This is a genomic window from Aeromonas sp. R4-1, from assembly GCF_040908325.1.
In the GTDB taxonomy this organism is placed as follows: Bacteria; Pseudomonadota; Gammaproteobacteria; order Enterobacterales; family Aeromonadaceae; genus Aeromonas; species Aeromonas veronii.
In genome coordinates this window covers 1-23,882 of sequence record NZ_JBFODM010000067.1, presented here as the reverse complement: position 1 = coordinate 23,882, position 23,882 = coordinate 1, and the positions used below count along the sequence as shown (strand labels likewise).

Here is a 23,882-nt window from a genome sequence, read left to right as displayed (position 1 = left end):
TTGCACAACTCGCCTCTCTATGCCGCTATCGACCTCGGCTCCAACAGCTTTCATATGCTGGTGGTGCGCGAGGTCGCCGGTGCCCTGCGCACCGTCGCCAAGGTCAAGCGCAAGGTTCGCCTCGCAGCCGGGCTCGATCCGGAATTTCGTCTCAGCCGTGCCGCCATGGAGCGGGGCTGGGACTGTTTGCGTCTCTTCTCCGAACAGTTGCAGGACATCCCGGCCGACAACATCCGGGTGGTAGGCACCGCAACCTTGCGGCTTGCCACCAACGTCGACGAATTCCTCAGCGAAGCGGAACGGGTTCTCAACCACAGCATCGAAATCATCTCGGGCGAGGAAGAGGCCAAGACCATCTATGAAGGGGTCTCTTGGACCTCTGCCGGGGAAGGAAACCGGCTGGTGATCGACATCGGCGGTGCCAGTACCGAACTGGTGATTGGCGAGCACAGCGAAGCGAAACTGCTCAACAGCCTGCACATGGGCTGCGTCACCTGGCTCAACAATCACTTCGGTGATGGTGAGCTCTCCGAAGCCCGTTTCGAGCAGGCGATTGCTGCCGCCAAGGCGGTGCTGGAGAAGGTGGCGGAAGATTACCGCGCCCTCGGCTGGCGCACCTGCGTCGGCGCCTCCGGCACGGTACAGGCGCTACAGGAGATCATGCTGGCGCAAGGGAAGAGCGAACGGGTCACCCTGCCGAAACTGCAGGAGCTGATGGGTCAGGCCATCGCCTGCGGCAAGCTCGACCGGCTGCAACTGGAAGGGCTGGCGGCCGAGCGGCTGACCGTGTTCCCCTCCGGTCTCGCCATCCTGATCGCCATCTTCGAAACCCTCGATATCGAGAGCATGACCCTCGCGGGTGGCGCCCTGCGTGAAGGACTGATCTACGGTCTGCTTGGCAACAATCACGACTGTGATGCCCGGGATCGCACCGCCGACAGCCTGATCAGCCGCTATCAGCTGGATAAAGAGCACGCCGAACGGGTGCGCGATACCGCCGTCGAGGCGTTCAACCAGCTGCAACCGGCCTGGCGACTCTCCAAACGCTACGGTCGCCCGATTTTGCGTTATGCCGCCCTGCTGCATGAGATCGGCCTCTGTATCGAATACAAGAAGGCACCGCAACACGCCGCCTACATCATCGACAACATCGACATGCCGGGCTTTACCCCTGCGCAAAAGAAGCTGTTGTCGGCCCTGCTGTTCAACCAGCGGGACGAATTCAAGCTGGAACCGCTGGAGAAACAGGGTGCCGTCACCGGTCGTCAGGCGATCCGGCTGGCCCGTATCCTGCGCATCGCGCTGATCCTCTGCATGCGCCGAACTCAGGGCACAGTGCCCAGCTTCACCCTGCAGGCAGAAGAGGAGTCACTGACCCTGAGCCTGCCCAAGGGCTGGATGGATGAACACTACCTGCGCGCCAGCGAGCTGCGCTTTGAAGTGGAACGCCAGCAGAAGATGGGCTGGCCGACCCGCGTACAGGAAGCCTGACTCAGCAACCTGCCTGTTTTGGAGCCGATCATGCCGGATTATCAACCCATCAGCTGCGATCTCTACGACTGGCTCGAAATTGCTGCCAGCTGGCAACTGCCGGTGACCCTCACCAGCCGCGATGATCGCCAATGGGATGACAAGATCCGCACTATCGAAGCCAGCGAAGGGGTCGAGTATCTGCTGCTGCACAGTGGCGAGCGGCTCAGTCTGGCAGAACTGGCGACCCTGCGCCTGAACTGGCAAGGGGAAGAAAAGCTGATCCGCTTCGCGCCAACCAACTGAATCCTATACGAAAAAGGAGGGCCAACATGACGTTGGCCCTCCTCTTTTGCATCCGCAACTCGCACCGACTGTTAACTCGCCGCCAGCGCCGCCATCACATAGACATCGAAGCGGTTGCTCTTGGTCTCGATGGCCATGCTGGGCTTCTGTTCGTTGAGCCAGCCGGCGTAATCCGGCCGCTTCACCACCACCCGTTTCTCTGCCATTTGAAGCGCAGCTGGCAGCAGAGCATCAGCATCAAGATCCGGCCCCACCAGCGACTGGAACACCCGCATCTCCTTTTTCACCAACGCTGACTTCTGCTTGTGGGGGAACATGGGGTCGAGGTAGATCACCTCGGGCCGCTCCGGCAGCGCCAGCAGATTGTCCACCGCCGGGCCTTGCAGCAGGTGCATCCGCTCACTGACCCAGGGGCCAATCTCGGGATCCTGTGCCGCCCGCGCCAGCCCATCCTGCAACAGAGCGGCCACCACAGGGCTTCGTTCGATCAGGGTCACCTTGCAACCAAGGGAAGCGAGCACGAAGGCATCGCGCCCCAGACCGGCAGTGGCATCCACCACGGTCGGTGTGGCACCGGCCTTGAGCCCCACCGCCTTGGCGATGGACTGGCCCCGACCGCCGCCAAACTTGCGGCGATGCGCCACCGCTCCTTCCACGAAGTCCACATAGACGGCACCCAGCTTGGGCTCGTCCAGCTTGCGCAGCTCCAGTCTCTCTTCAGTCAGTACCAGCGCAAACGGAGCCGGAAACTCCACGTCGGCAAGGCGTAAACGCAGGGCGTCGAGCTCGCCATCACGGGCGGGGACTTCACTGAAAACCTGAATATGGGGCATAGGAGACAGACTCATGGCACGTACAGAAGCGGCCATGATAACAGAAGCGGTGGATCAGCTCACGACAGTGAGGTTCATCCCCTGACGGTTGAGAGCGAGGTAATCAATGAGATCGTCATAGGCCAGCGGGCGGCTGAGCAGATAACCCTGGGTGAAGGCGCACCCCTTCTGGCAGAGGAAATTGAGCTGCTCGCGGGTCTCTACCCCCTCGATCACCACCTGCATGCCGAGGTTGTGCACTATGTTGATGATGCCGTCGAGCAGCATCCTATCCTGCTCGTTGAAGGGGATATGGCGCACAAAGGAGCGGTCGATCTTGACCAGATCGACCGGGAAAGTACGCAGATAGTTGAGGGCCGAGTAGCCGGTACCGAAATCGTCGATGGCCAGCTTGCAGCCCGCCTCGCGCAGGGCATCGATCCGCACTCTGTGCTGATCGCTGCTCTCCATCAGCAGAGATTCGGTGATTTCGATGACGATGTCGGCAGGATCGAGCCCGAAGTGCTGGATCACCTTAAGCCACTCACTCGCCTCGGGGTCGATGGTCTGAAACTCCATGGTGGAGCGGTTGATCGACATCTGCAGATCCGGGAAACCGGACTGCTGCAACCGCGCCAGATCCCGGCACGACTGCCACAATACCAGCGCACCCAGCCCCTGAATCAACCCCGCCTCTTCCGCCAGTGGAATAAACTCGGCAGGGGAGACCTGTCCCCATTGGGGGTGATACCAGCGCACCAGCGCCTCCAGCTTGGCGACCCGTCCGCTGCGGTTGTCCCAAATCGGCTGGTAGGCCATCGTCAGCTGCTCCAGCTTGATCGCTTCGGCCAAATCCTGCTGCATCTGGTGGCGCTGGCGCACCTCTTCCCGCATGGATGAGCAGTAGGCACCGAGCAACCGTCCCTGCCGCTTGGCCGCAAACAGCGCCTGTTCGGCATTGCGCAGCAGCTCGTCGCTCTCGCTGCCATCAACCGGGCAGAGGGTCATGCCGATGGTCGCGGTCACATAGAGATGCTGGTTGGCCAGCATAAAGGGGCGGGCGAAACTGCCGATCACCTGCTTGGCAAACACCTCGGCCTGACGGCGGGTGACGATGCCGGGCACCAGGAACGCGAACTCATCGCCACCGATACGGGCCACCAGATCTTCGGTGCGCACCCGGCTCACCAGTCGATCCGACACCTCCCGCAACAGGGCATCGCCAGCATGGTGATCCATGCTGTTGTTGACCGCCTTGAAGTTGTTGAGGTCGAGCACCATGAGCGCGAAGCGCTCGCCCCGCTCGCAGAAGCGGGTGAGGCAGCGGCCAAACAGCCAGCGGTTGGGCAGGCTGGTAAGGTTGTCGTAGTTGGCCTGGGTCGCGATCTTCTGCTCGGCCACTTTGGTCTGGGAAAGATCGCTGAAAATGGCGATATATTGCTGGATTTTGCCAGCTTCGCGCAGGGTGCTGATCATCAGCTGCTGCGGATAGAGCTTGCCGTTCTTGCGCTTGTTCCACACTTCGCCACGCCACACCCCCACTCGCTCCAGCGCATGGTACATGTCGGCATAGAAGGTCTGATCGTGCAGCCCGGACTTGAGCATGCTGGGACGCTGGCCCCGCACCTCGTCGCTGCTGTAGCCGGTGATCTGCTCGAAGGCCGGGTTGACCGAGATGATGCGGCTGTCGGCATCGCACACCAGAATCGCCTCGGAGAGATTGTCGTAGACCCGGTGAGAGAGCTTGAGCTGCTCCGCATGACGCTTGAGAGGATCGATATTCTCCAGCAGCACCATCAGGTAGTCCGGCTGCTGCTGCTCGTCGCGGATCAGGGTGACAGTCACCCGCCCCCACAGGATCTCGCCCCCCTTGCAGAAGTAGCGCTTCTCCTGGGTGAAACTGCTGCGCTCGCCGCGCCGGATCTCTTCGTAGCACTCAAGGCTGCGCTGCCAATCCTCCGGGTGATTGATGTCGGAGATGGAGCGATGAAGCAGCTCGTCGAGGGGATAGCCCAGCATCTTCTCGATGGCCGGGTTGGCCCAGAGAATCCGGCCGGCGAGATCGAGCTTGCCGATCCCCACCGGGGCCTGAAACAGCATGCTCTGCAGCAGCTGGGGGGCATCGGGCACAGGTTGCGGCAATTGCCGCTGCAACATCAGCGCCAGTTCGCGCCCGGCCAGCGGCCCCAGCAACCTGAGCAGCCCCATCACCTTGCCCATATTGGCCTGCGGCTGACGATAGAGCAGACAGCAGACGCCGATGGTCTCGCCATCCGCATCCTTGAGGGCAATCCCGGCGTAGGCCTGGGCTTGCCACGCCTCGGCAAGCGGCATCGCGGGGAACAGCTGCAGCAGACGATCGCTGAACCAGGCCTCTCCCTCCTGCCAGGTAATAGCATCAGGAGTGTCGGTCAGGGGCAGCGTCAGGGTATCGGGGTCAAGGGAGGAGGGGTAGGCAGCCTGCACCGTCAGATGGGAAGCATTTGATTCCCTGCTGGCGATCAGGACGACATCAGCCATCACAGCAGCGGCGATTTCACTCACAAAAGTATCGAAATATCCCTGGCCGCTCGAATGAGCCAGACTGGAGATGATTTGATAGACGGAATCGAGTGCTCGCCTCATGGCAAGTGGCTTTCTCTCCTTGAAGGTTAGAACACGACTCTACTGAAGAGCCGTGGGCAGTGCAAATATGCAATCAGCAAGATATTAAAAAGCCTTGAAAAAAGGGACCAAAAGGTCCCTTTTTGTCGTAAAAATCACGGTTTGATCCCACTATGCCGCAAAAAGTATCTACTTGAAGCTCAGTGCGGTAAGGGGCCCTCAGCCTCAGGCGGCAATCCCACTGTGTCTGAGCAGGGCATCCACCTTGGGCTCGCGACCACGGAAGGCACGGAACAGCTCCATCGGCTCCTTCGAGCCCCCCTTCTCCAGAATATTCTTCAGGAAGGATTGGCCGGTCGCCGGGTTGAAGATCCCCTCCTCCTCGAAGCGGGAGAAGGCATCGGCAGAGAGCACTTCGGCCCACTTGTAGCTGTAGTAGCCCGCCGCATAGCCGCCCGCGAAGATGTGGGAGAAGCTGTGCTGGAAGCGATTGAACGCCGGTGGCGTCATCACGGCTACCTGACTGCGCACCTCGTCCAGCAGCGCCGGAAGCTGCGCCGGATTGGCCGGGTCAAACTCCTGATGGAGACGGAAGTCGAACAGGGCGAACTCCAGCTGACGCAGCATCTGCATCGCCGCCTGGAAGTTGCGGGCCGTCAACATCTTCTCCAGCAGATCGGCAGGCAACGGCTCGCCGGTCTCGTAGTGGCCGGAGATAAAGGCCAGCGCCTCGGACTCCCAGCACCAGTTCTCGAGGAACTGGCTCGGCAGCTCCACCGCATCCCAGGCCACGCCATTGATACCGGCGACCCCGGCCACGTCGATGCGGGTCAGCATGTGGTGGATGCCGTGACCAAACTCGTGGAACAGGGTGACCACTTCGTTGTGGGTGAACAGCGCCGGTTTGCCATCCACCGGACCGTTGAAGTTGCAGGTCAGGTAGGCCACCGGCTTTTGCAGTGAACCATCCTGACGGTAGCGACGACCCAGACAGACATCCATCCAGGCGCCGCCCTGCTTGTGTTCGCGGGCGTAGAGGTCGAGGTAGAAGCTGCCGCGCAGCTCGTCGTCGGCATCGAAGATGTCGTAGAAGCGCACGTCAGGATGCCAGGTGTCGATGCCGAGGCGCTCACGCACCTTCATGCCGAACACCCGCTTCACCACTTCGAACAGCCCTTTCACCACCTTGCTGGCGGGGAAGTAGGGGCGCAGCTGCTCATCGGAGATGGAGAACTTGTGCTGCTTGAGCTTCTCGGCGTAGTAGGCGAGATCCCAGGCTGCCAGCTCGCTCTGACCATGCTGCTCGGCGGCGAAGGTGCGGATCTCCTCCAGCTCGGCCTTGCCTTGTGGCAGGGATTTGGCCGCCAGATCGGTGAGGAAGCTCACCACCTGTTCGGTCTTGTCCGCCATCTTGGTGGCCAGGGAGAGCTCGGCATAGTTGGCAAAGCCCAGCAGCTGGGCCAGTTCGCGGCGCAGGGTGAGCAGCTCGCTCATGATGGCGGAGTTGTCCCACTTGCCCGCATTGGGGCCCTGATCGGAGGCGCGGGTGGTGAAGGCCTCATACATCTCGGCGCGCAGCTCGCGGTTGTCCGCGTACATCATCACCGGCAGGTAGGAAGGGATATCCAGAGTGAACAGCCACCCCTCTTTGCCTTTAAGTTCAGCCATCTGACGGGCAGCGGCACGCACGCTGTCGGGCAGACCGGCCAGTTCGGCTTCATCGGCCACCAGCTTGTGCCAGCCCTGGGTGGCATCCAGCACGTTGTTGCTGAAACGGGATGCCAGCTCGGAGAGGCGGGCCTGAATTTCGCCGTAACGCTGCTGCGCCTCGGCAGGCAGACCGATACCGGAGAGGCGGAAGTCACGCAGGGTATTCTGGATCTCCTTGCGCTGGGCGCCACTCAGCAGCGGGAAATCATCGCTCTGGGAGAGGGCCAGATAGGCCTGATAGAGCCCTTCATGCTGACCAACATAGGTCTGGAATTCGGAGAGCAGCGGCAGGCAGGCGTCATGGGCCTCGCGCAGTGCTTCGCTGTTGAGTACGGAGTTGAGGTGGCTGACCGGTGACCAGATCCGTGACAGGCGGTCATTTACCTCTTCCAGCGGGGCAATCAGGCTATCCCAGGTATGGGGATCACGCTGGGCCAGCACATCGCTGATCTTCTGCTTGCAGTCAGCAATCGCCTGAATCACGGCAGGCTGAACCTGCTCCGGCTTGATCTGGCTGAAAGGGGGCAGCGAATCCATTGTCAGCAAAGGGTTATTCATCCCGGTTACCTCTTGTTTGGTCTTGAACAGACCGCTTTAGCAGCTCTGTATGGCTTTCTAACATGTGGCCAAGCCACGCAATAATCAAGCGGGAATCCGCCGCAACCCTGTACTTTTCCAGCCATTGCGACCCGGATCTCTGCCGTTGCTGCAGATTTGCTATCAACAGCCAGTAACAGAATGAATCTGTGGGCCTTTTTTGGCTCTTACCGCTACTTTCAAGGGACAAAAAGTCGCCATTTACCGGCGCCACAGCTGCCAGCCAATTACCGTCATGCTCAATCATAGAAACGGACAAAATGTGGTGGCCGTAACAAATTATCAATATTTTTCAGTTAATTAGAATCAAAACCAACTATTGATTAATTTGTTTTCAAGCATCTATCATAGGCAACCTGCCATGCAGGTCACTTGATTCTCTGTGCTGCACAGAAATCGGGTGAAAAAGGCAAAGTGACCCGAAAGGGCGCGACGCAAAGCCACCGGTCTAAGGGAAAACACCTATGACAGCGGGGCTGCCCCCGGGGACGTCCGGTCACAACCGACGCCCCATTTGCACCGTACGGAGAGACGATGAACAAACTCAAATTATCCCTGCTTGGCTGCCTGCTCGGCATGGGCGCCCCCATGGCATATGCCGCCAGTGCCGGTCAGGCGATGGTCAACCCCCAGTCCGGCGTAGTGGTCGGCTACTGGCACAACTGGTGTGACGGCTCGGGCTACAAGGGCGGTATCGCCCCCTGCGTCAAGCTCGATCAGGTCAACCCGCAATACAACGTGGTCGATGTCTCCTTCATGAAGGTCTATGGCAGCGATCCCATCCCCACTTTCAAACTCGACCCGGCCATCGGCATGAGCGAAAGCCAGTTTATAGAGCAGATCGCCGAGCTGAACCGTCAGGGCCGTGCCGTGCTGCTGGCGCTGGGCGGTGCCGATGCACACATCGAGCTGCGCAAGGGTCAGGAGCAGGCCTTTGCCGACGAGATCATCCGTCTGGTGGAGACCTATGGCTTCGACGGGCTGGATATCGACCTGGAACAGGCCGCCATCACCGCCGCCGACAACCAGACCGTGATCCCGGCGGCCCTGCGTCTGGTCAAGGATCACTACCGCGCCCAGGGGAAAAACTTCCTCATCACCATGGCGCCGGAGTTTCCCTATCTGACCCAGACTGGCGCCTACATCCCCTATATCCGCAATCTGGAAGGCTACTACGACTGGATCAACCCTCAGCTCTACAACCAGGGTGGCGACGGTATCTACATCGATGGCATCGGCTGGATTGCCCAGAACAACGATGCCCTGAAAGAAGAGTTCATCTACTACATGGCGGATTCGCTGAGCAACGGAACCCGCGGCTTCTACAAGATCCCCCATGACAAGCTGGTGTTCGGCATTCCGACCAACATCGACGCCGCCGCCACCGGCTATGTGCAGGATCCGCAGAAGATCTACAACGCCTTCAACCGCCTGAAGAGCGAGGGGCAACCGCTGCGTGGCGTGATGACCTGGTCCATCAACTGGGACATGGGCCGCAACGCCGCCGGTCAGTCCTACAACGAATCCTTCATCAAGAGCTATGGCCCCTTCATCCACGATCAGGAGATCACTCCCCCGGTCGACAACGGCAAGCCGGTGTTTAGCGGCCTGAGCGATACCCGCATCAAGCAGGGCACCGCCTTTGATCCGCTGGAGGGTGTCAGCGCCAACGACAAGGAAGATGGCGACCTGACTGGCCAGATCCAGGTAGAAGGCTCGGTAGACAGCCAGCGCATCGGCCTCTACCCCCTCACCTACAAGGTGAGCGATCGCGACAACAACGTCACCGAGCAGGTACGTACCATCGAGGTCTACAGCATGAAGCCGGTGTTCAGCGGTGTCACCGACACCACGCTGGAACTGGGTACCCCCTTCGATCCGATGGCTGGCGTCAGCGCCCATGATGAAGAAGATGGCGACCTGACCGCCCAAATCAAGGTCAGCGGCAACGTCGACAGCAGCAAGGTCGGCCGCTACACCCTCACCTATCAGGTGAGCGACAGCTCCGGTCAGCAGGTAACCCAGCAGCGCAACGTGACCGTCAGGGAGCAGGGCGCCGTCTGTGAAAACAGCTGGGATGCCAAGAAGGTCTACGTGGGTGGCGACATCGTCAGCCACAACGGCAAGAACTGGCTGGCAGGCTGGTGGACCCAGAACGAAGAGCCGGGCACCACGGGTGACTGGGGCGTCTGGCGCGTACAGGGCGACAGCGACTGCGGCGGCACAACGCCACCCGCCGAAGGCAGCAGCGACTTCACCGTCAGCGCCATGGGCTCCGACTACACCATAGTCAACGGTCAGGTCAGCATCCGTTTCAACGTGACGACCGCCAACCCGGTCCAAATCACCGCGACCCTGGAGCAGAACGGCCGCAGCCACGGCACCACCAGCAGCCAAGTGAACGGCACCAGCACTCTGGTACTGCAGGGCAGCAATGTCACCGATGGCAGCTACGAAGTAGTCATCACCGGTCTGGCAGATGGCCAGCAGCCGGTGGTGCAACGCTTCCCGGTCACCCTGACCGAAGAGAACAGCGGCGGTGGCGAAGGTGACTACCCAGCCTATGCCCCCAACACCAGCTATCAGGCCGGTGATCGGGTCAGCAATGCCGGTGGCAACTACGAGTGCAAACCCTGGCCCTACAGCGGCTGGTGTGGCGGCTCGACCAGCCATTATGCACCGGGTACCGGCAGCGCCTGGAGCGATGCCTGGATCAAGCTCTGACCTTGCCCCAACCACTAACGGGGGCCGACAGGCCCCCGCCCATATCTTGCCCGTCGGCCACGCTGCCGATGGGCAGGATGCACTGACCCGGACGGGTTAGCCCCTCTCTTTTACATGCTTGCCAAGCACCAAAAAACGTCCAACAACAACCAAGATAAGGAAATCACCATGCCAAGAACCACCAAGCTTGCCACCCTGCTCGGTTTGCTGCTGTCGGCCCATGTCGTGGCCGATGAGCGCGAACAAGCCTATTTCAAACAAACCTATCAGGAGCACTACGAACAGATGACGGCGCGCCTCGCCGCGCTGCACCAGAGTGCGGCTGACGAGCAGAACGTGATCATCAAGGATGGCAAGCGACACCTTGCCATCAACGGCCTGCTCTACCCGCTGACAGCGGATAACCACATCCTGTTCGATCTGCCCAAACCCCACTTTTTCGACGAAACAGCCATTCGTAACGTCTTTGATTTCTTCGATGAGGAGTGGGAGCTGACCTGGTACGACGGTGGGGTCGTAGCAGTCAACAAACGCTTTGGCAACTATGACTACGGCAACGGCTGTCTGCTGGAGTACTTCCCCCACGGCCAGATCCAGAATGGCGAACGCACCCAGGTGGTGATGGAGACCAGCTCCTGCAGCGTCAACTCGTTTGCCACCTCGCTGCAATATCTGGACAAAGGCGAGGAGCTGACGGCCGACCAGCTGGGGCTGGACGCCAGCCTGATTACGGCGGTCGAGCGCTATCAGGATCGGCTCTATGTCAGCCAGAACGGCAATCCGGGCCATGTGGCCATTATCGATATCCCGAACCGCCAGCAGATTGGCGAGATCCGCGGCACCGCAACCGGCAGTGCCACGGCCTACAACCAGGTCAGCGAACTGTTTGTCCGCAACAACCTGCTCTACGTGGTCTCGCGCTACTCGCACCGGGTCGATATCTTCGATCTGGCCGATGAACATCGCCATGTCACCACCCTGGGAACCGGTCGGGATTCCGGCAGCAACAGCCTGCACCGCGCCCAGGCCGTCTTTGCCAATCAGGATTACGTGCTGGTGGCAGATGCGCTGAGCGAGATCAAGGTCTACCGCCAGCAGGATGTGACGCCGGAGAACAGCCTCAAGACCCCCATCGCCGGTCGGCTCGCCTTTGAAGGAAAATGCAGCCACCGTCTGGTGCAACTCCATCAGGTGGGTGACTATCTCCTGGCCCACACCGCCGGCAAAAACTACTACATCTATGACTTGCGCAAACTGGCTGATGCCATCGCCAGCAACACACCGCTGGCGCCTGAGCAGGTGATCGCCGACAGCAATCTGCAAAAAATCGACATGGATGGCGATCGGCTGGTGGTGAACTTCAAGGACCGCATCGAGTGGCATGATGCCGATACCCTGATCGCCAACGACTTTCAGTTCAAGAACCCGACCTTTACTGTCCGGGAGATCAACCAGCAGCCCGTGGCGGCGCTGAAAGATCTCCAGCTGGCGGGATCGGCGCTTGTCACCGCCAACGAGCGCGGCCTGGGTTTCAACCAGCTGCTGAGCAAGGAGATCAGCTTCACGGCCGACGAGCAGTTGCCGGCTCGCCCGCTGATCTTCGATCAGCTGATGCCGGCCGCAGTCAGCTACATACTGCGCAATGACGAACCCTACGAGGTGCTGATCGATCGCGCCCAGCGTTCGGTCAACATCAATTCGCTGGTCAAGACCGAGCTGCTTGATAACGACACGGTGCGCATCACCAACTATGCCGCCAGAGAGCTGCATGACATCAATATCGAGTCACGCCTGAACGGTATCAACAAGTGGCTGATCCTGGGCCAGCTCGATCGCCTGCCCGCCTATGCCCAAATCACACTGCCACTGAGCGCCTTTGGCGAGCAGGGACGCTTCAACAGCGCCAGCCGCGATGGTGTGTTTGATCTCAACAACCTGCTCGACAACAGCATCAATCTGCCCGCCCAGTTCGAGCACAGGTTCAGCTCCAACTCGGATCCGTTTGCCCAGAAGCTGGCACGCCTCAAGCCAAGCTGGAACGTGCGCTTCGCCACCAACACCAGCGGCTCCTGGCGCCCCATCAATGCCCTCTACGCCCGCGAATGGCTGATCATCGCCACCAACCTGGCCTACATGGTCTCGACCGAGGAGTTCAAACACGTCTGGTACAACTTCAAGGCGGTGAACGGCTACGAGATGTTCGGCAATGGCGGCAACAGCTATGTGCCGAACGGGATCTTTACGGCAGCCGATTATGACTACTACTACCACAGCCTGATGAAGCGCCCCTACCTCAACCTGGGGATCACCGCCATGGGGGGTGGGCTGGGGAGTGGTGGCATCACCGGGGTCGATACCTTTAACTTTGTCAGCCACTACTACGGCGGCTGGGGCATCATTGCCCACGAATTTGGCCACGGCTTCGATGGGAAGTCCTACAGCCATGAGAGCGCGTTTGCCCGTGGCAGCCACGGCTGGCATCCCTTGATGACGGGTATGGCCAACTACCATATCCGCAAGGGCGACCTGCCCTATCTGGACGATGATCTCAACGGTTTCCACAAGCCGGAAAACGACATCTATCGCTACAACTCGGTCAGCCAGGGGGCTCGCAAGCACCGCGCTGACAGCCACATGTACTATACCGACCACTACTTCATGCAATTCTCCACCATGCCGCAAGGCTGGGTAGCCAACGGCAGCGACTTCAGTGCCGGGCAGCTGGCGGCCCTGAACAATCAGGAGCGACTGCTGATGGGCTGGATCCCCAAGGAGTCGGAGAAAGGCAATCTCTGCCGGTTCACCTTCCAGGATGGCGAGCAGTACTACGGCTACGTCGAACAGCAGGCTGATGGTCTGCTCTGTGATGCCGGATCCCTGATCCGTTATCGTCAGCCCGATGGCCAGTTTGTGCCGCTGGTCTCGGCCATCAACCAGTTTGACTGGCTGTCACTCCACCACAAGGGCAAGCTGGATCAACCAGTGCTGCACCAGAATGGTCGCCAGCTCTGCTACAAGAATGTGGCGGGCTTTTACGGTATCGGCTTCGTCAATGACAACAAACAGTGCACCCAGTTGCCCAACGTCTATCAGACCAATGGCAAGCACTGGCTGACCAGCTCCGGCTGGACCGGTCTGACCTACCTGAGCGGAGACTTCATCCTGCCCACGACCGGTAGCAGCAGTGACTTCACCGTCACCGACCTGGCGTCTGAATATTCCATCGTTAACGGCGCGCTCGACTTCAGCCTGACGCTGACCACCGCCAACCCGGTGACCGTCACCGCGACCCTGTTGCAGGATGGCAATCCGGTCGCTACCGGCAGCGCTCTGATCGATGGTCAGGGTTCCCTGCAGCTGACGCAGTCAGGCCTAGCGGCCGGCAGTTACGAGCTGTTGCTGGCGGGCATGGCGGAGGGGAGCAAGCAGGGCTTCGAGCGCCGCTTCACCCTGACGTTGGTGGAACAGGCTCCAGGTGGTGACAGTGACGGTGGTAACGGCAGCTACCCGGCCTATGTTGCGGGCACCGCTTATCAGAGTGGTGAACGGGTCAGCAATGCCGGTGGCGACTACGAGTGCAAACCCTGGCCGTACAGCGGCTGGTGTGGCGGCTCGACCAGCCACTATGCCCCGGGTACCGGCAGCCACTGGAGCGATGCCTGGACCAAGCTGTAATCAGCCGCTCGTGACCAAACGAGAGCCATAACGACAGAGGGGGAGCCATCGGCTCCCCCTCTCGTTTCTCTCTTCAACCCGGCTTAACGGGCATCTTCCTTCAGCCACTGCGCCACGCGCTTGGCGAAGTAGGTGAGGATGCCATCGGCCCCGGCCCGCTTGAAGCAGAGCAGGGACTCCATGATGGTCTCCTTCTCTTTCAGCCAGCCGTTCTGGATCGCTGCCATGTGCATGGCGTACTCGCCGCTCACCTGATAGGCGAAGGTCGGCACGCCGAACTGATCCTTCACCTGACGAACCACGTCCAGATAGGGCATACCTGGCTTGACCATCACGCTGTCGGCCCCTTCCTGAATATCCAGCGCCACTTCGTGCAGGGCTTCGTTACTGTTGGCCGGATCCATCTGATAGGTGGCCTTGTTGCTCTTGCCGAGGTTGCCGGCAGAGCCAACCGCATCGCGGAACGGGCCGTAGTAGCAGGAGGCGTACTTGGCGGAGTAGGCCATGATCTGGGTGTTGATGAAGCCGTTCTCTTCCAGCGCGGCGCGGATGGCACCGATGCGGCCATCCATCATGTCGGACGGCGCGACTATATCGACCCCGGCTTCGGCGTGGGAGAGCGCCTGCTTGATCAGGATCTCGGTGGTGATGTCGTTCAGCACATAGCCTTCGTCATCTATGATGCCGTCCTGACCGTGGGTGGTGAACGGATCGAGCGCCACGTCGGTGATGACCCCGAGCTCCGGGAAGCGGGCCTTGAGGGCACGCACGGTGCGCTGGGCCAGTCCGTTCGGGTTGTAGGCCTCTTCCGCCATCAGGCTCTTGCTCTCCAGCGGAGTGACCGGGAACAGGGCAATGGCAGGTACGCCCAGCTCCACCAGCTCGGCTGCTTCCTCCAGCAACAGATCGATGGAGAGACGCTCCACCCCCGGCATGGAGGGAACGGCTTCCCGACGGTTCTCCCCCTCCAGCACGAACACCGGATAGATGAGATCGTTGACGGTCAGTACGTTCTCGCGCACCAGACGACGGCTGAAATCATGTTTGCGCAGACGGCGCAGGCGGCGGCCCGGAAAGGCGCCCGGAAGAGTTGTAGCCATGAATCACTCCTGGAGAGGAAGTTGGAAGAACGCGGCGGAGGTGGCCCGGGTGTGGGCCAGCAAGGCCTCGGGCGCTTCACCACGACAGGCCGCCACCACCTGGGCGATGTGCGGCAAAAAAGCGGGTTCGTTGCGTTTCGGGCGAGGTTTCAGATCCCGCGGCACCAGATAGGGGGCATCGGTCTCGATCATCAGCCGACCGGCCGGAATGCGAGCCACCTGTTCGCGCAGCAGCTGACCGCGGCGCTCGTCGCAGAGCCAGCCGGTCACCCCGATATGCAGCCCCAGCGCCAGACACTCGTCCAGCTCCTCGTCGGAACCGGTGAAGCAGTGCAGCACGGCTCCCGGTAGTTTCGGCAACCAGGGACGGAGGATCTCGATAAAGCGGGCGTGGGCATCGCGACAGTGGAGAAACACCGGCATTCCAAGCTCGGCGGCCAGTGCCAGCTGGGCGTCGAATACCGCATCCTGCACCGGACGGGGGGAGAAGTCGCGGTTGTAGTCGAGACCGCACTCGCCGATAGCCACCACCTGCGGCAAGGCTGCCAGCTCGCGCAAGGCGGGCAGGGTCGCCTCATCGACACTCTTGGCATCGTGAGGGTGTACCCCGGCAGTGGAGAAGCAGTAGCCCGGCCAACGGGCGGCCAACCCGGCGCTCTCGCGGCTGCCAGCCAGATCGGTACCGGTGAGGATCAGCGCTTCCACTCCGGCGGCACGGGCACGGGCCACCAGCTCAGCCTGCTCGCCGGCGAACTGGCTGCTGGTCAGGTTTAAACCGATATCGATCATGGGATGAGACGTTCCGAACAAAAGGAATACATATCAGGTATTTGAAAACCATCTACCGAATGGGGTCTTACCATACGCCTCGAACGGGAGCATGAAAAGAGGAAGGGAGCCTCAGCTCCCCTCGTTCTGCTATTCCTGCGGACGTCGTCATCCTCTCGCCATCCGGCAAACAGGTGACGAACAGAGCCTCAGCTCTCCCCATCCGGTTGTTCCTGTTGCTCTTCATCTTCTTTCTTCACGTAGAAGCGGGCAAAGAACAGACCTATCTCCCACAGCGCCCACATCGGGATGGCGAGCAGGGTCTGGGAGAAGACATCAGGCGGCGTCAGCAGCATGCCGACCACAAACACCCCGACGACAACGTAAGGACGTTTCTCCTTCAGGTTTTGCGGTGTGGTCACGCCGGTCCAGCAGAGCAGTATGGTAGCCACCGGAATTTCGAACGCCACCCCGAACGCGAAGAACAGGGTCAGTACGAAGTCCAGATAGCTGGCGATATCGGTCGCCACCGTCACCCCGGCAGGGGCGGTACTGGTGAAGAAACCGAACACCAGCGGGAACACCACGTAGTAGGCGAACGCCATGCCCGCATAGAACAGCACGGCACTGGAGGCGACCAGCGGCATGATCAGCCGCCGTTCATGCTGGTACAGACCGGGGGCGATAAAGGCCCAGGCCTGATAGAGCAGATAGGGGATCGCCACGAAGAAGGAGACCACCAGGGTCAGCTTGATCGGCGTCAGGAAGGGGGTCGCCACATCCGTCGCGATCATGCTGGTCCCTTCCGGCAACTGGCTGAGCAGCGGCTGGGCCACGAAGTCGTAGATGTTGTTGGAGAAGTAGATCAGCGCCAGAAACACCACGAGGATGGCAGTAATGGAGCGCAGCAAACGGGTTCTCAGCTCAACCAGATGGCTGATCAGGGGTTGTTCGGCCTGACTCATGGCTTCACCTCCCCTTTTACTGCGGAATCGCTGACCGGCACCGGCTCACTCTCTCGCTGGCTATTGACCGGCGGCACGTCGTGGCTCAGCTGCACCGCAGGCTCCACCGGCGTGGCAGGCTCAGCCTGGGCGACCAGATCGGGGCGCGGCGGACGGATCTCGTTCTCCACCTGATAGGGGCGATTGACCGACTGGGCCGCCGCTTTGAGCTGTTCGATGGACTCCTGCAGCTCGGGGCTCAGGTTGCTCATCTGCAACTGTTCGGCCTTCTTGAGGTCGTTATGCAGTTCTTGCAACTTGAGCTCCTGCTCCAGCTCGGACTTGACCGAGTTCGCGGTCGAACGAATGAGGCGGATCCAGTGGGTAGCCGTGCGGATGGCAACCGGCAGCCGCTCGGGCCCCAGTACCACCAGTGCTACCACACCGATAACGACCAGCTCCCAAAAACCGATATCGAACATGGCTTAGGCCTGGTCTTTGTCTTTCTGTTTGGCGGTCTCACTGCTCTGAGTGGCCGCTTCGTTCAGCTGTTTCGGGGGAAACTCGGCATCTTTCTGCTCGGCCTTTGCATCAGCCGGCTCGTCGGAGAGGGCTTTCTTGAACCCTTTGACCGCCGCGCCCAGATCACCGCCAATGCCGCGCAGTTTCTTGGTACCGAACAGCAGCACGACGATGACTGCAATGATCAACAATTGCCAAATACTGATACCACCCATGATTTTCTCTCCAGAACAGGCGCCTGACGGCGCGGTTGTTGATTAATGGGAACGGGTTCGCAACCAGCCGACCAGCCAGCAGAGGGCTGCACCGGCGAGACTGGCTTGTCCCCACTCAATGTGTTGTTTTTGGGTCAGCAAGAATACACCCGCCAATAGTAGGCTGGCTCCAACCCCTAAGAGGTAGCGGGCCTGCCCCTGCCGACGGCTGTGACGGCGGAACTCGGCAAACATCTGGTCGAAATGACGCTGCTGATGACGGGTCTGGCGCAGAGTCTCATAGACCAGCTCCGGCAGCTCCGGCAGCTTCTCCGCCCAGAATGGCGCCTTCTCCTTGATGGCGTTCAATACCGACTTGGGCCCCACCTGTTCGTGCATCCAGTTTTCGAGGAACGGCTTGGCGGTCTGCCACAAATCGAGCTGCGGGTAGAGCTGACGCCCCAATCCTTCCACATAGAGCAGGGTCTTTTGCAGCAGCACCAGCTGCGGCTGCACCGTCATATGGAAGCGACGGGCGGTGTTGAACAGGTTGAGCAGCACGTGACCGAACGAAATTTCGGAGAGCGGCTTCTCGAAGATGGGCTCCAGCACGGTGCGGATGGCAAACTCGAACTCGTCCACCTTGGTGTCTGCCGGTACCCAGCCCGACTCCACGTGCAGCTCAGCCACACGGCGATAGTCACGGTTGAAGAAGGCGAGGAAGTTCTCCGCCAGATAGCGTTTATCTTCCCGATTGAGGGTACCGACGATGCCGCAGTCGATACCGATCCAGAGCGGGTTTTCCGGATGTTCGTAAGAGACGAAGATGTTGCCCGGGTGCATATCGGCATGGAAGAAGCTGTCGCGGAACACCTGGGTGAAGAAGACCTCTACCCCGCGCTCGGCCAGCAGCTTCATGTTGGTGCCGTTGGCTTCCAGCGCCGGTATATCGGAGACCGGAATACCGTAGATGCGCTCCATCACCAGCACCTGCTCGCGGCAGAGGTCGGTGATGATTTCAGGCACATAGAGCGCCTCGGAGCCGGTGAAGTTGCGGCGTAGCTGGATGGCGTTGGCCGCTTCGCGCATCAGATTCAGCTCGTCGAGGATGGTCTTGCGATACTCCTCCACCACCTCGATGGGGCGCAGCCGCGCGCTCTGGGGCACGAAGCGGGCCACCAGACGGGCCAGCGCCTGCATCAACCGCAGGTCAGCCTCGATGACAGGCTCGATGTCGGGACGGATCACCTTGATGACGATCTCGCGGCCACTCTCCTTCAAGCGGGCGGTATGCACCTGCGCGATGGAGGCCGACGCCAGCGGCGTCTCGTCAAAGTCATCAAACAGGGTTTCGATGGGACAACCCAGGCTCAGCTCGATCTGCTGGCGCGCCGCCTGACCACAGAAGGGGGGCACCCTGTCCTGCAGCAGGGCCAGCTCCTCGGCGATATCCGGCGGCAGCAAGTCACGCCGGGTCGAGAGCATCTGACCAAACTTGATGAAAATGGGGCCGAGCGCCTCAAAGGCGAGGCGGATACGGGCGCCACGGCTGAGATCAGGTTGCTTGTTCTTGAGCCAGAACAGGGAGCGACGGGCCAGACGACCCGGCCAGGGCTGATAGCGGGCGGGCACCAGTTCGTCGATGCCCTGCTCCAGCAGGATGGTGATGATGCGATAGAGGCGTTTGAACTCCTTCGGGGTCATCAGGTCACCTGCTGTTCGAAGCGGGCCAGCCGCAGTTCGACGGCCTTGAGCTGCTGGGCCAGCACCTCGACGTCATCGTTGAAACTAGCCACTTCCAGCGGGCCGGGGGCGAGGCGGGCCTCTTCGGTCAGATATTCCGCCAGCTGGCTGCGGGTGCGGCACAGCTCGCGACCGACCAGGCGACGCGCCTGACGGGCACCGCTGAACAAGGTGTGGGCCAGCACGTCGCCGGTATAGCGCGACAGCTCCTCTTCCCAGTCGATATCCAGCTCACCCAGCAGCACGCTGAATGCCTGTACCAGCTGGGGATCACCGCTCAGATCCAGCTTCTCCTCGCGGATATAGCGGGTCAGAGCGGACGGGTCTTTCAGCAGACCGAGGGCGGTCAGCGACAGGCTGAGCACCGCATCGGCCTCCCCTTCATGCTGGGCCAGCACATCCAGTCGACGCTCGGAGAAGACGAACCAGAGCGGCTTGAGTTCACGCAGCTCCAGCTTGAGCACCTTGCCCACCAGTTTGCGCAGCCGCTCCGGGCTCTGTTTGTCCAGCGCCAGCAACTGGTTGAGGCTGGTTTCGATCACCGCGGTGACCATGGCATCCATCGGCATAGGCAACCTTAAAACTTGTAACCGCGGTGCAGGGCGACCACACCCTGAGTCAGATTGAAGTACTCCACCTGCTCGAAACCGACATTTTCCATCATGCCTGCCAGAGTCTGCTGATCCGGGTGCATGCGGATGGACTCTGCCAGATATTTGTAGCTTTCACTGTCGTTCGCGACAATTTCGCCCATTTTCGGCAGCAATTTGAAGGAGTAGAGATCATAGAGCTTGGCGATCACTTCACTGACCGGCTTGGAGAACTCCAGCACCAGCAGACGGCCACCCGGCTTGAGCACCCGGAACATGGAGGCGAGCGCCTTGTCCTTGTCGGTGACGTTGCGCAGGCCGAAACCGATGGTAATCACATCGAAGTGGTTATCCGGGAAGGGGAGCGCCTCGGCATTGGCCTGCACGTAGGAGACGTTGTTGGCGACCCCCAGATTGCGCAGCTTGTCGCGGCCCACTTTCAGCATGGAATCGTTGATATCCGCCAGCACCACCTGACCAGTCTCGCCGACGATGCGGGAGAACTTGGCGGTCAAGTCACCGGTACCTCCGGCCAGATCCAGCACCTTCTGGCCCTTGCGCACACCGGAACAGTCGATGGTGAAGCGCTTCCACAGGCGGTGGATGCCGAACGACATCAGATCGTTCATCAGATCATACTTGGCTGCCACCGAATGGAAGACACCTGCTACCAGAGTTTCCTTCTCGGTCGCGGCCACGGTTTTAAAGCCAAAATGCGTTGTCGTTGCTTGTTCTGACATCCCTTAAACACCCATAGAGCAAAGAATGGCCGCCAGTTTACCAGAGCCACTGGCGTCCGGACACCTTAAACCCGGCTCGCAACCAACTGCATGCCCAGCACCACCATGGCCAGACAGAGGAAGAGATTGAGACCGATATTGAGCAGCGCTTTCAGATAGGCTCCATGTTGAGCCAGCACTACCGTATCGAGGGCAAAGGAAGAAAACGTGGTCAGGGCACCGAGGATCCCCACCATCAGCAGCGGCTTCATCGGGTGTTCTACCACATGACCGTGGCTGATGAGGGCGAACGCTACCCCCATGATGAAAGAGCCCACCACGTTGACCACCAGAGTCCCGTAAGGAAAGTGGCGCCCCAGCAGCAAGGCCATCAGTTCGGCAATCCCAAAACGAAGGCAGGCGCCGATGGCGCCCCCTGCAGCAACATAGAACCAGGTTTGCATGGTGTCACTCCCTCAGGGTCAGACCGCCATTATGTCGCAATGGCGGCCCTTGTGCCCAGAGGCGGAACTAATCGTCATCCAGCCTGATTGAAATCTCAGCGGCGAAAATCGATGGGCTCTGGCTCACCCAGCACGATTTCGGTCTGGGCCGGGCGGGTCTGGGCAATCACCTTGCCGTGGCGGATCGAGTAACGCACCGGCACCTGACGGCGCACCGCATCGAAGCCGTTGTCGGCAGGCAGGATCAACAGGTTGGCCGGTTTGCCCACCTCTATGCCATAACGATCCTGCACGTTCAGGGTGCGGGCGCTGTGGCTGCTGATCAGCTTCAGACCGTCGTTGATCTGCTCGTAACCCATGATCTGGCAGACATGCAGCCCCATGTGCAGAACCTGCAACATGTTGGCGGTGCCCATGGGGTACCAGGGATCGAACACGTCATCGTGACCGAAGCAGACGTTGATGTTCGCCTCCAGCATCTCCTTCACCCGGGTAATACCGCGGCGTTTGGGATAGGTATCGAACCGCCCCTGCAGGTGAATGTTCACCAGCGGATTGGCCACGAAGTTGATATCTGCCATCTTCAGCAGCCGGAACAGGCGGGAAGCATAAGCGCCATTGTAGGAGTGCATGGCAGTGGTGTGGCTGGCCGTCACCCGATGGCCGATACCCCGCTCGTAGGCCAGGGTTGCCAGCGTCTCGATAAAGCGGGACTGCTCGTCATCGATCTCGTCGCAGTGCACATCGACCAGAACCTGATACTTCTCCGCAAGATCGAAGATGTAATGCAGACTTTCGACCCCATATTCCCGGGTAAACTCGAAGTGGGGGATCGCGCCAATCACGTCAGCCCCCAGCTTGAGCGCCTCCTCCAGCAGTGCCTTGCCGTTGGGGTAGGAGAGGATCCCCTCCTGCGGGAAGGCGACGATCTGCAGCTCGACCCACTCCTTCATCTCCTCCCGCACCTCCAGCATCGCCTTGAGCGCCACCAGATTGGGGTCGGAGACATCGACATGAGTACGCACAAACTGGATGCCGTTGGCGATCTGCCACTTCAGCGTCTGGATGGCACGCTGTTTCACATCCTCATGGGTCAGCAGCGCCTTGCGCTCGGCCCAGCGCTCGATCCCCTCGAACAGAGTGCCGGAGAGATTCCAGCTCGGCTCGCCCGCCGTCTGGGTGGTATCGAGGTGAATGTGGGGTTCGATAAAGGGGGCAATCGCCAGACCGCCCTCCCCGTCCAGCACCCGACCGGCGACGGCATGTTCGTCATGGGGTTCGATGGCGGTGATGACCCCATCCTGACAGCGGATCTGCCAAAACCCTTCCCGATCGGCCAAACGAATATGTTGAATCAGCATTTGTTAGCTTCCTGTACCAGAACCGGCCGCTGGGTGAGGCGAACCAGAATGAAATAGGTGAAGGCGGCGCCCAATACCGCGTTGAGTGGCACTATGCCCGGCAACCACTTGCCGACAGCCACCCCGACTGCCGTGGCGACCAGCGCCTGCCAGCGCACCGTCTCGAACTGCTGATCGGCAAATTGACGGTAACGCTCACGATTGAGCAGGAAATCCATGATGATAATGCCACCGATCGGCGGAATTGCCGTACTCAAAAAGGCCAGCCAGCCGACAAAGTTGTTGTAAAGCCAGAGGGCGCAAGCCGTACCGATGAGGCCGTTGATCACGCTGAGGGGCTTGCTCTTGAGGCCGGTAATGTTGGCAAAACCGAGGCCGGAGGCATAGAGCGCGTTGTCGTTGGTGGTCCAGATATTGAGGCCCAGCACCAGAATGGCGGGGATCAGCAGTCCCTGCATCAGCATCACTTCCGAGATATCGGCCTGACCGGTCACGGCCGCACCGGCTGCGCCGAAGACGAACATTAGCGTGTTGCCCAAAAAAAACGCCACCATGGTAATCATGACAGCGCCCCAGGGTTTGCGACCAAAGCGGACAAAGTCGGCGGTCAGAGTTCCTGCACTGATAAAGGAACCGACCACCATGGTCAACGCCGTGGTGAACTCGATGGGATTGCTTGGTTGTACCTGCTGCAGTGCAGCCATGCCACCGGTCGAGGTCACCGCCAGCCAGACCGAGTAGCCACCAAGCAGTGCAATGGCCGGTACGGCCACAAAGCTCAGCACCATCAAAGCCGAGATCCCGAAGTAGACGGTCACCGTCATCAACATGCCCGAAATGGCGATCAGCCAGTTCACATCTATGCCGGTCGCCTTCTGCACCGGCAGGGCAAACATCGCCACGCCCACGCCAAACCAGCCGACCTGAGTACCGCCCAGCAGCAGGGATGGCAGCCAGGAACCTTTGACGCCGAAGGAGTATCGCGCCAGCAGATGGGTAGAGAGACCGGTTGAAGCACCGATATAACCGAGACAGGCAGTATAGATCCCCAGCAACAGGTTGCCGATCAGTACCGCCTTGATGAAGTCGTCAAACACCAGACCGGTACCCAGCGCACCGCCGGTCCACATGCTGGCAGAGAAGAACGTCAGGCCAAGCATCACCAGCATCAGCGAAAGCACACCTTTGCGCCCTTTGGCGGGTACCGCCCCCAAACAGTATTCGTTATCCTGCGCCATGCTCTCTCCACGTAATAGGCAAAACGCGCCGGATTTTACACGTAAAACGTTTTACGTCAATCAATCATGGTTAAATCTCTGGATAAAACCATCAATAGCAGTCAAATGAGTAACACATTAGGACTCAAACCAGCAGATAAACAGTGTCGGCTGCAAGCAGAAGGGGGGCGGGAATAGGGAATGTAAGGGGATATCAAAAAATGACGGATGCAAAAAAGCCTCCCTTTTCAGGGAGGCTTTCTATTTAATGGTGCTGATACCCAGAATCGAACTGGGGACCTCATCCTTACCAAGGATGCGCTCTACCGACTGAGCCATATCAGCACACTAACCGGTAAAGA

The 23,882-nt window shown here is 60.1% G+C and carries 18 protein-coding genes, 1 tRNA gene and 1 riboswitch; of the genes, 4 read left to right on the top strand and 15 right to left on the bottom strand.

Features of this window, described 5'->3' with window-relative positions; all coding sequences use genetic code 11:
* Together gppA and AB5Y90_RS11970 are read left to right on the top strand one after the other, a co-directional pair.
* Positions 1-1,491: a guanosine-5'-triphosphate,3'-diphosphate diphosphatase gene (gene gppA / locus AB5Y90_RS11975; protein WP_307895836.1), complete on the top strand. Its 1,491-nt coding sequence runs from the start codon at positions 1-3 to the stop codon at positions 1,489-1,491.
* A gap of 30 nt (positions 1,492-1,521) precedes the next feature.
* On the top strand, positions 1,522-1,776 hold the full coding sequence (locus AB5Y90_RS11970) for a Rho-binding antiterminator (RefSeq protein WP_042054704.1): 255 nt from the start codon (positions 1,522-1,524) through the stop codon (positions 1,774-1,776).
* Between the two features lie 71 nt (positions 1,777-1,847).
* Here AB5Y90_RS11970 and AB5Y90_RS11965 read toward each other — a convergent pair whose 3' ends face one another.
* From AB5Y90_RS11965 to prlC, 3 genes are all read right to left on the bottom strand, one after another.
* Positions 1,848-2,600, bottom strand: a complete 753-nt coding sequence (locus AB5Y90_RS11965; RefSeq protein WP_064341322.1) for a class I SAM-dependent methyltransferase — start codon at positions 2,598-2,600, stop codon at positions 1,848-1,850.
* Between the two features lie 63 nt (positions 2,601-2,663).
* On the bottom strand, positions 2,664-5,213 hold the full coding sequence (locus AB5Y90_RS11960) for a putative bifunctional diguanylate cyclase/phosphodiesterase (protein WP_368166905.1): 2,550 nt from the start codon (positions 5,211-5,213) through the stop codon (positions 2,664-2,666).
* 204 nt (positions 5,214-5,417) lie between these two features.
* Positions 5,418-7,460 carry an oligopeptidase A gene (gene prlC / locus AB5Y90_RS11955; RefSeq protein WP_259584446.1) on the bottom strand — a complete coding sequence of 681 codons (2,043 nt, stop codon included), beginning with the start codon at positions 7,458-7,460 and terminating at the stop codon, positions 5,418-5,420.
* Positions 7,461-7,897: 437 nt separating this feature from the next.
* A riboswitch (cyclic di-GMP riboswitch) is annotated at positions 7,898-7,983 on the top strand.
* Positions 7,984-8,033: 50 nt separating this feature from the next.
* Between prlC and AB5Y90_RS11950 the strand changes: the two genes are divergently transcribed.
* Positions 8,034-10,223, top strand: a complete 2,190-nt coding sequence (locus AB5Y90_RS11950; RefSeq protein ID WP_307895840.1) for an immunoglobulin-like domain-containing protein — start codon at positions 8,034-8,036, stop codon at positions 10,221-10,223.
* 168 nt (positions 10,224-10,391) lie between these two features.
* Complete coding sequence (locus tag AB5Y90_RS11945) at positions 10,392-13,898, top strand: hypothetical protein (protein ID WP_368166904.1); 3,507 nt, start codon at positions 10,392-10,394, stop codon at positions 13,896-13,898.
* Between the two features lie 83 nt (positions 13,899-13,981).
* Here AB5Y90_RS11945 and hemB read toward each other — a convergent pair whose 3' ends face one another.
* The 12 genes from hemB to AB5Y90_RS11885 form a co-directional block, all read right to left on the bottom strand.
* A complete protein-coding gene (gene hemB / locus AB5Y90_RS11940; RefSeq protein WP_005357271.1) occupies positions 13,982-14,998 on the bottom strand; it encodes a porphobilinogen synthase in 1,017 nt (338 codons plus the stop codon).
* Positions 14,999-15,001: 3 nt separating this feature from the next.
* Positions 15,002-15,787 carry a TatD family hydrolase gene (locus AB5Y90_RS11935; RefSeq protein WP_071914751.1) on the bottom strand — a complete coding sequence of 262 codons (786 nt, stop codon included), beginning with the start codon at positions 15,785-15,787 and terminating at the stop codon, positions 15,002-15,004.
* A gap of 188 nt (positions 15,788-15,975) precedes the next feature.
* The gene (gene tatC / locus AB5Y90_RS11930; protein WP_307895845.1) at positions 15,976-16,731 is read right to left on the bottom strand and encodes a twin-arginine translocase subunit TatC; all 756 of its coding nucleotides are present in this window, start codon (positions 16,729-16,731) and stop codon (positions 15,976-15,978) included.
* Complete coding sequence (gene tatB / locus AB5Y90_RS11925; protein ID WP_307895846.1) at positions 16,728-17,192, bottom strand: Sec-independent protein translocase protein TatB; 465 nt, start codon at positions 17,190-17,192, stop codon at positions 16,728-16,730. The genes tatC and tatB overlap by 4 nt, the downstream gene beginning before the upstream one ends.
* 3 nt (positions 17,193-17,195) lie before the next feature.
* A complete protein-coding gene (tatA, locus tag AB5Y90_RS11920; protein WP_005339385.1) occupies positions 17,196-17,447 on the bottom strand; it encodes a Sec-independent protein translocase subunit TatA in 252 nt (83 codons plus the stop codon).
* A 42-nt stretch (positions 17,448-17,489) separates the two neighbouring features.
* Complete coding sequence (gene ubiB, locus AB5Y90_RS11915; protein WP_005339383.1) at positions 17,490-19,130, bottom strand: ubiquinone biosynthesis regulatory protein kinase UbiB; 1,641 nt, start codon at positions 19,128-19,130, stop codon at positions 17,490-17,492.
* A complete protein-coding gene (locus tag AB5Y90_RS11910; RefSeq protein WP_005339380.1) occupies positions 19,130-19,738 on the bottom strand; it encodes an SCP2 domain-containing protein in 609 nt (202 codons plus the stop codon). The genes ubiB and AB5Y90_RS11910 overlap by 1 nt, the downstream gene beginning before the upstream one ends.
* 8 nt (positions 19,739-19,746) lie before the next feature.
* The gene (gene ubiE, locus AB5Y90_RS11905; RefSeq protein ID WP_005342396.1) at positions 19,747-20,499 is read right to left on the bottom strand and encodes a bifunctional demethylmenaquinone methyltransferase/2-methoxy-6-polyprenyl-1,4-benzoquinol methylase UbiE; all 753 of its coding nucleotides are present in this window, start codon (positions 20,497-20,499) and stop codon (positions 19,747-19,749) included.
* A gap of 65 nt (positions 20,500-20,564) precedes the next feature.
* Entirely contained in the window at positions 20,565-20,942 is a 378-nt protein-coding gene (crcB, locus tag AB5Y90_RS11900; RefSeq protein WP_005339378.1) for a fluoride efflux transporter CrcB, read from the bottom strand.
* A gap of 95 nt (positions 20,943-21,037) precedes the next feature.
* Positions 21,038-22,303 (bottom strand): cytosine deaminase, encoded by a 1,266-nt coding sequence (locus AB5Y90_RS11895; RefSeq protein ID WP_307895848.1) that lies wholly within the window; start codon positions 22,301-22,303, stop codon positions 21,038-21,040.
* Entirely contained in the window at positions 22,297-23,541 is a 1,245-nt protein-coding gene (gene codB, locus AB5Y90_RS11890; protein WP_005355867.1) for a cytosine permease, read from the bottom strand. Before codB ends, AB5Y90_RS11895 begins: the two co-directional genes overlap by 7 nt.
* A gap of 248 nt (positions 23,542-23,789) precedes the next feature.
* Positions 23,790-23,865: transfer RNA gene (locus AB5Y90_RS11885), tRNA-Thr, on the bottom strand.
* Positions 23,866-23,882 lie beyond the last annotated feature (17 nt).

What these genes read in the sequence shown, in the direction of transcription:
- AB5Y90_RS11970 (WP_042054704.1), top strand. Translation starts at nt 1,522, where the DNA reads ATGCCGGATTATCAACCCATCAGCTGCGATCTCTACGACTGGCTCGAA.
- AB5Y90_RS11910 (WP_005339380.1), bottom strand. Translation starts at nt 19,738, where the DNA reads ATGCCGATGGATGCCATGGTCACCGCGGTGATCGAAACCAGCCTCAAC.
- prlC (WP_259584446.1), bottom strand. Translation starts at nt 7,460, where the DNA reads ATGAATAACCCTTTGCTGACAATGGATTCGCTGCCCCCTTTCAGCCAG.
- tatC (WP_307895845.1), bottom strand. Translation starts at nt 16,731, where the DNA reads ATGAGTCAGGCCGAACAACCCCTGATCAGCCATCTGGTTGAGCTGAGA.
- crcB (WP_005339378.1), bottom strand. Translation starts at nt 20,942, where the DNA reads ATGCAAACCTGGTTCTATGTTGCTGCAGGGGGCGCCATCGGCGCCTGC.
- ubiB (WP_005339383.1), bottom strand. Translation starts at nt 19,130, where the DNA reads ATGACCCCGAAGGAGTTCAAACGCCTCTATCGCATCATCACCATCCTG.
- tatB (WP_307895846.1), bottom strand. Translation starts at nt 17,192, where the DNA reads ATGTTCGATATCGGTTTTTGGGAGCTGGTCGTTATCGGTGTGGTAGCA.
- tatA (WP_005339385.1), bottom strand. Translation starts at nt 17,447, where the DNA reads ATGGGTGGTATCAGTATTTGGCAATTGTTGATCATTGCAGTCATCGTC.
- AB5Y90_RS11895 (WP_307895848.1), bottom strand. Translation starts at nt 22,303, where the DNA reads ATGCTGATTCAACATATTCGTTTGGCCGATCGGGAAGGGTTTTGGCAG.
- ubiE (WP_005342396.1), bottom strand. Translation starts at nt 20,499, where the DNA reads ATGTCAGAACAAGCAACGACAACGCATTTTGGCTTTAAAACCGTGGCC.
- AB5Y90_RS11945 (WP_368166904.1), top strand. Translation starts at nt 10,392, where the DNA reads ATGCCAAGAACCACCAAGCTTGCCACCCTGCTCGGTTTGCTGCTGTCG.
- AB5Y90_RS11950 (WP_307895840.1), top strand. Translation starts at nt 8,034, where the DNA reads ATGAACAAACTCAAATTATCCCTGCTTGGCTGCCTGCTCGGCATGGGC.
- AB5Y90_RS11935 (WP_071914751.1), bottom strand. Translation starts at nt 15,787, where the DNA reads ATGATCGATATCGGTTTAAACCTGACCAGCAGCCAGTTCGCCGGCGAG.
- codB (WP_005355867.1), bottom strand. Translation starts at nt 23,541, where the DNA reads ATGGCGCAGGATAACGAATACTGTTTGGGGGCGGTACCCGCCAAAGGG.
- hemB (WP_005357271.1), bottom strand. Translation starts at nt 14,998, where the DNA reads ATGGCTACAACTCTTCCGGGCGCCTTTCCGGGCCGCCGCCTGCGCCGT.
- AB5Y90_RS11960 (WP_368166905.1), bottom strand. Translation starts at nt 5,213, where the DNA reads ATGAGGCGAGCACTCGATTCCGTCTATCAAATCATCTCCAGTCTGGCT.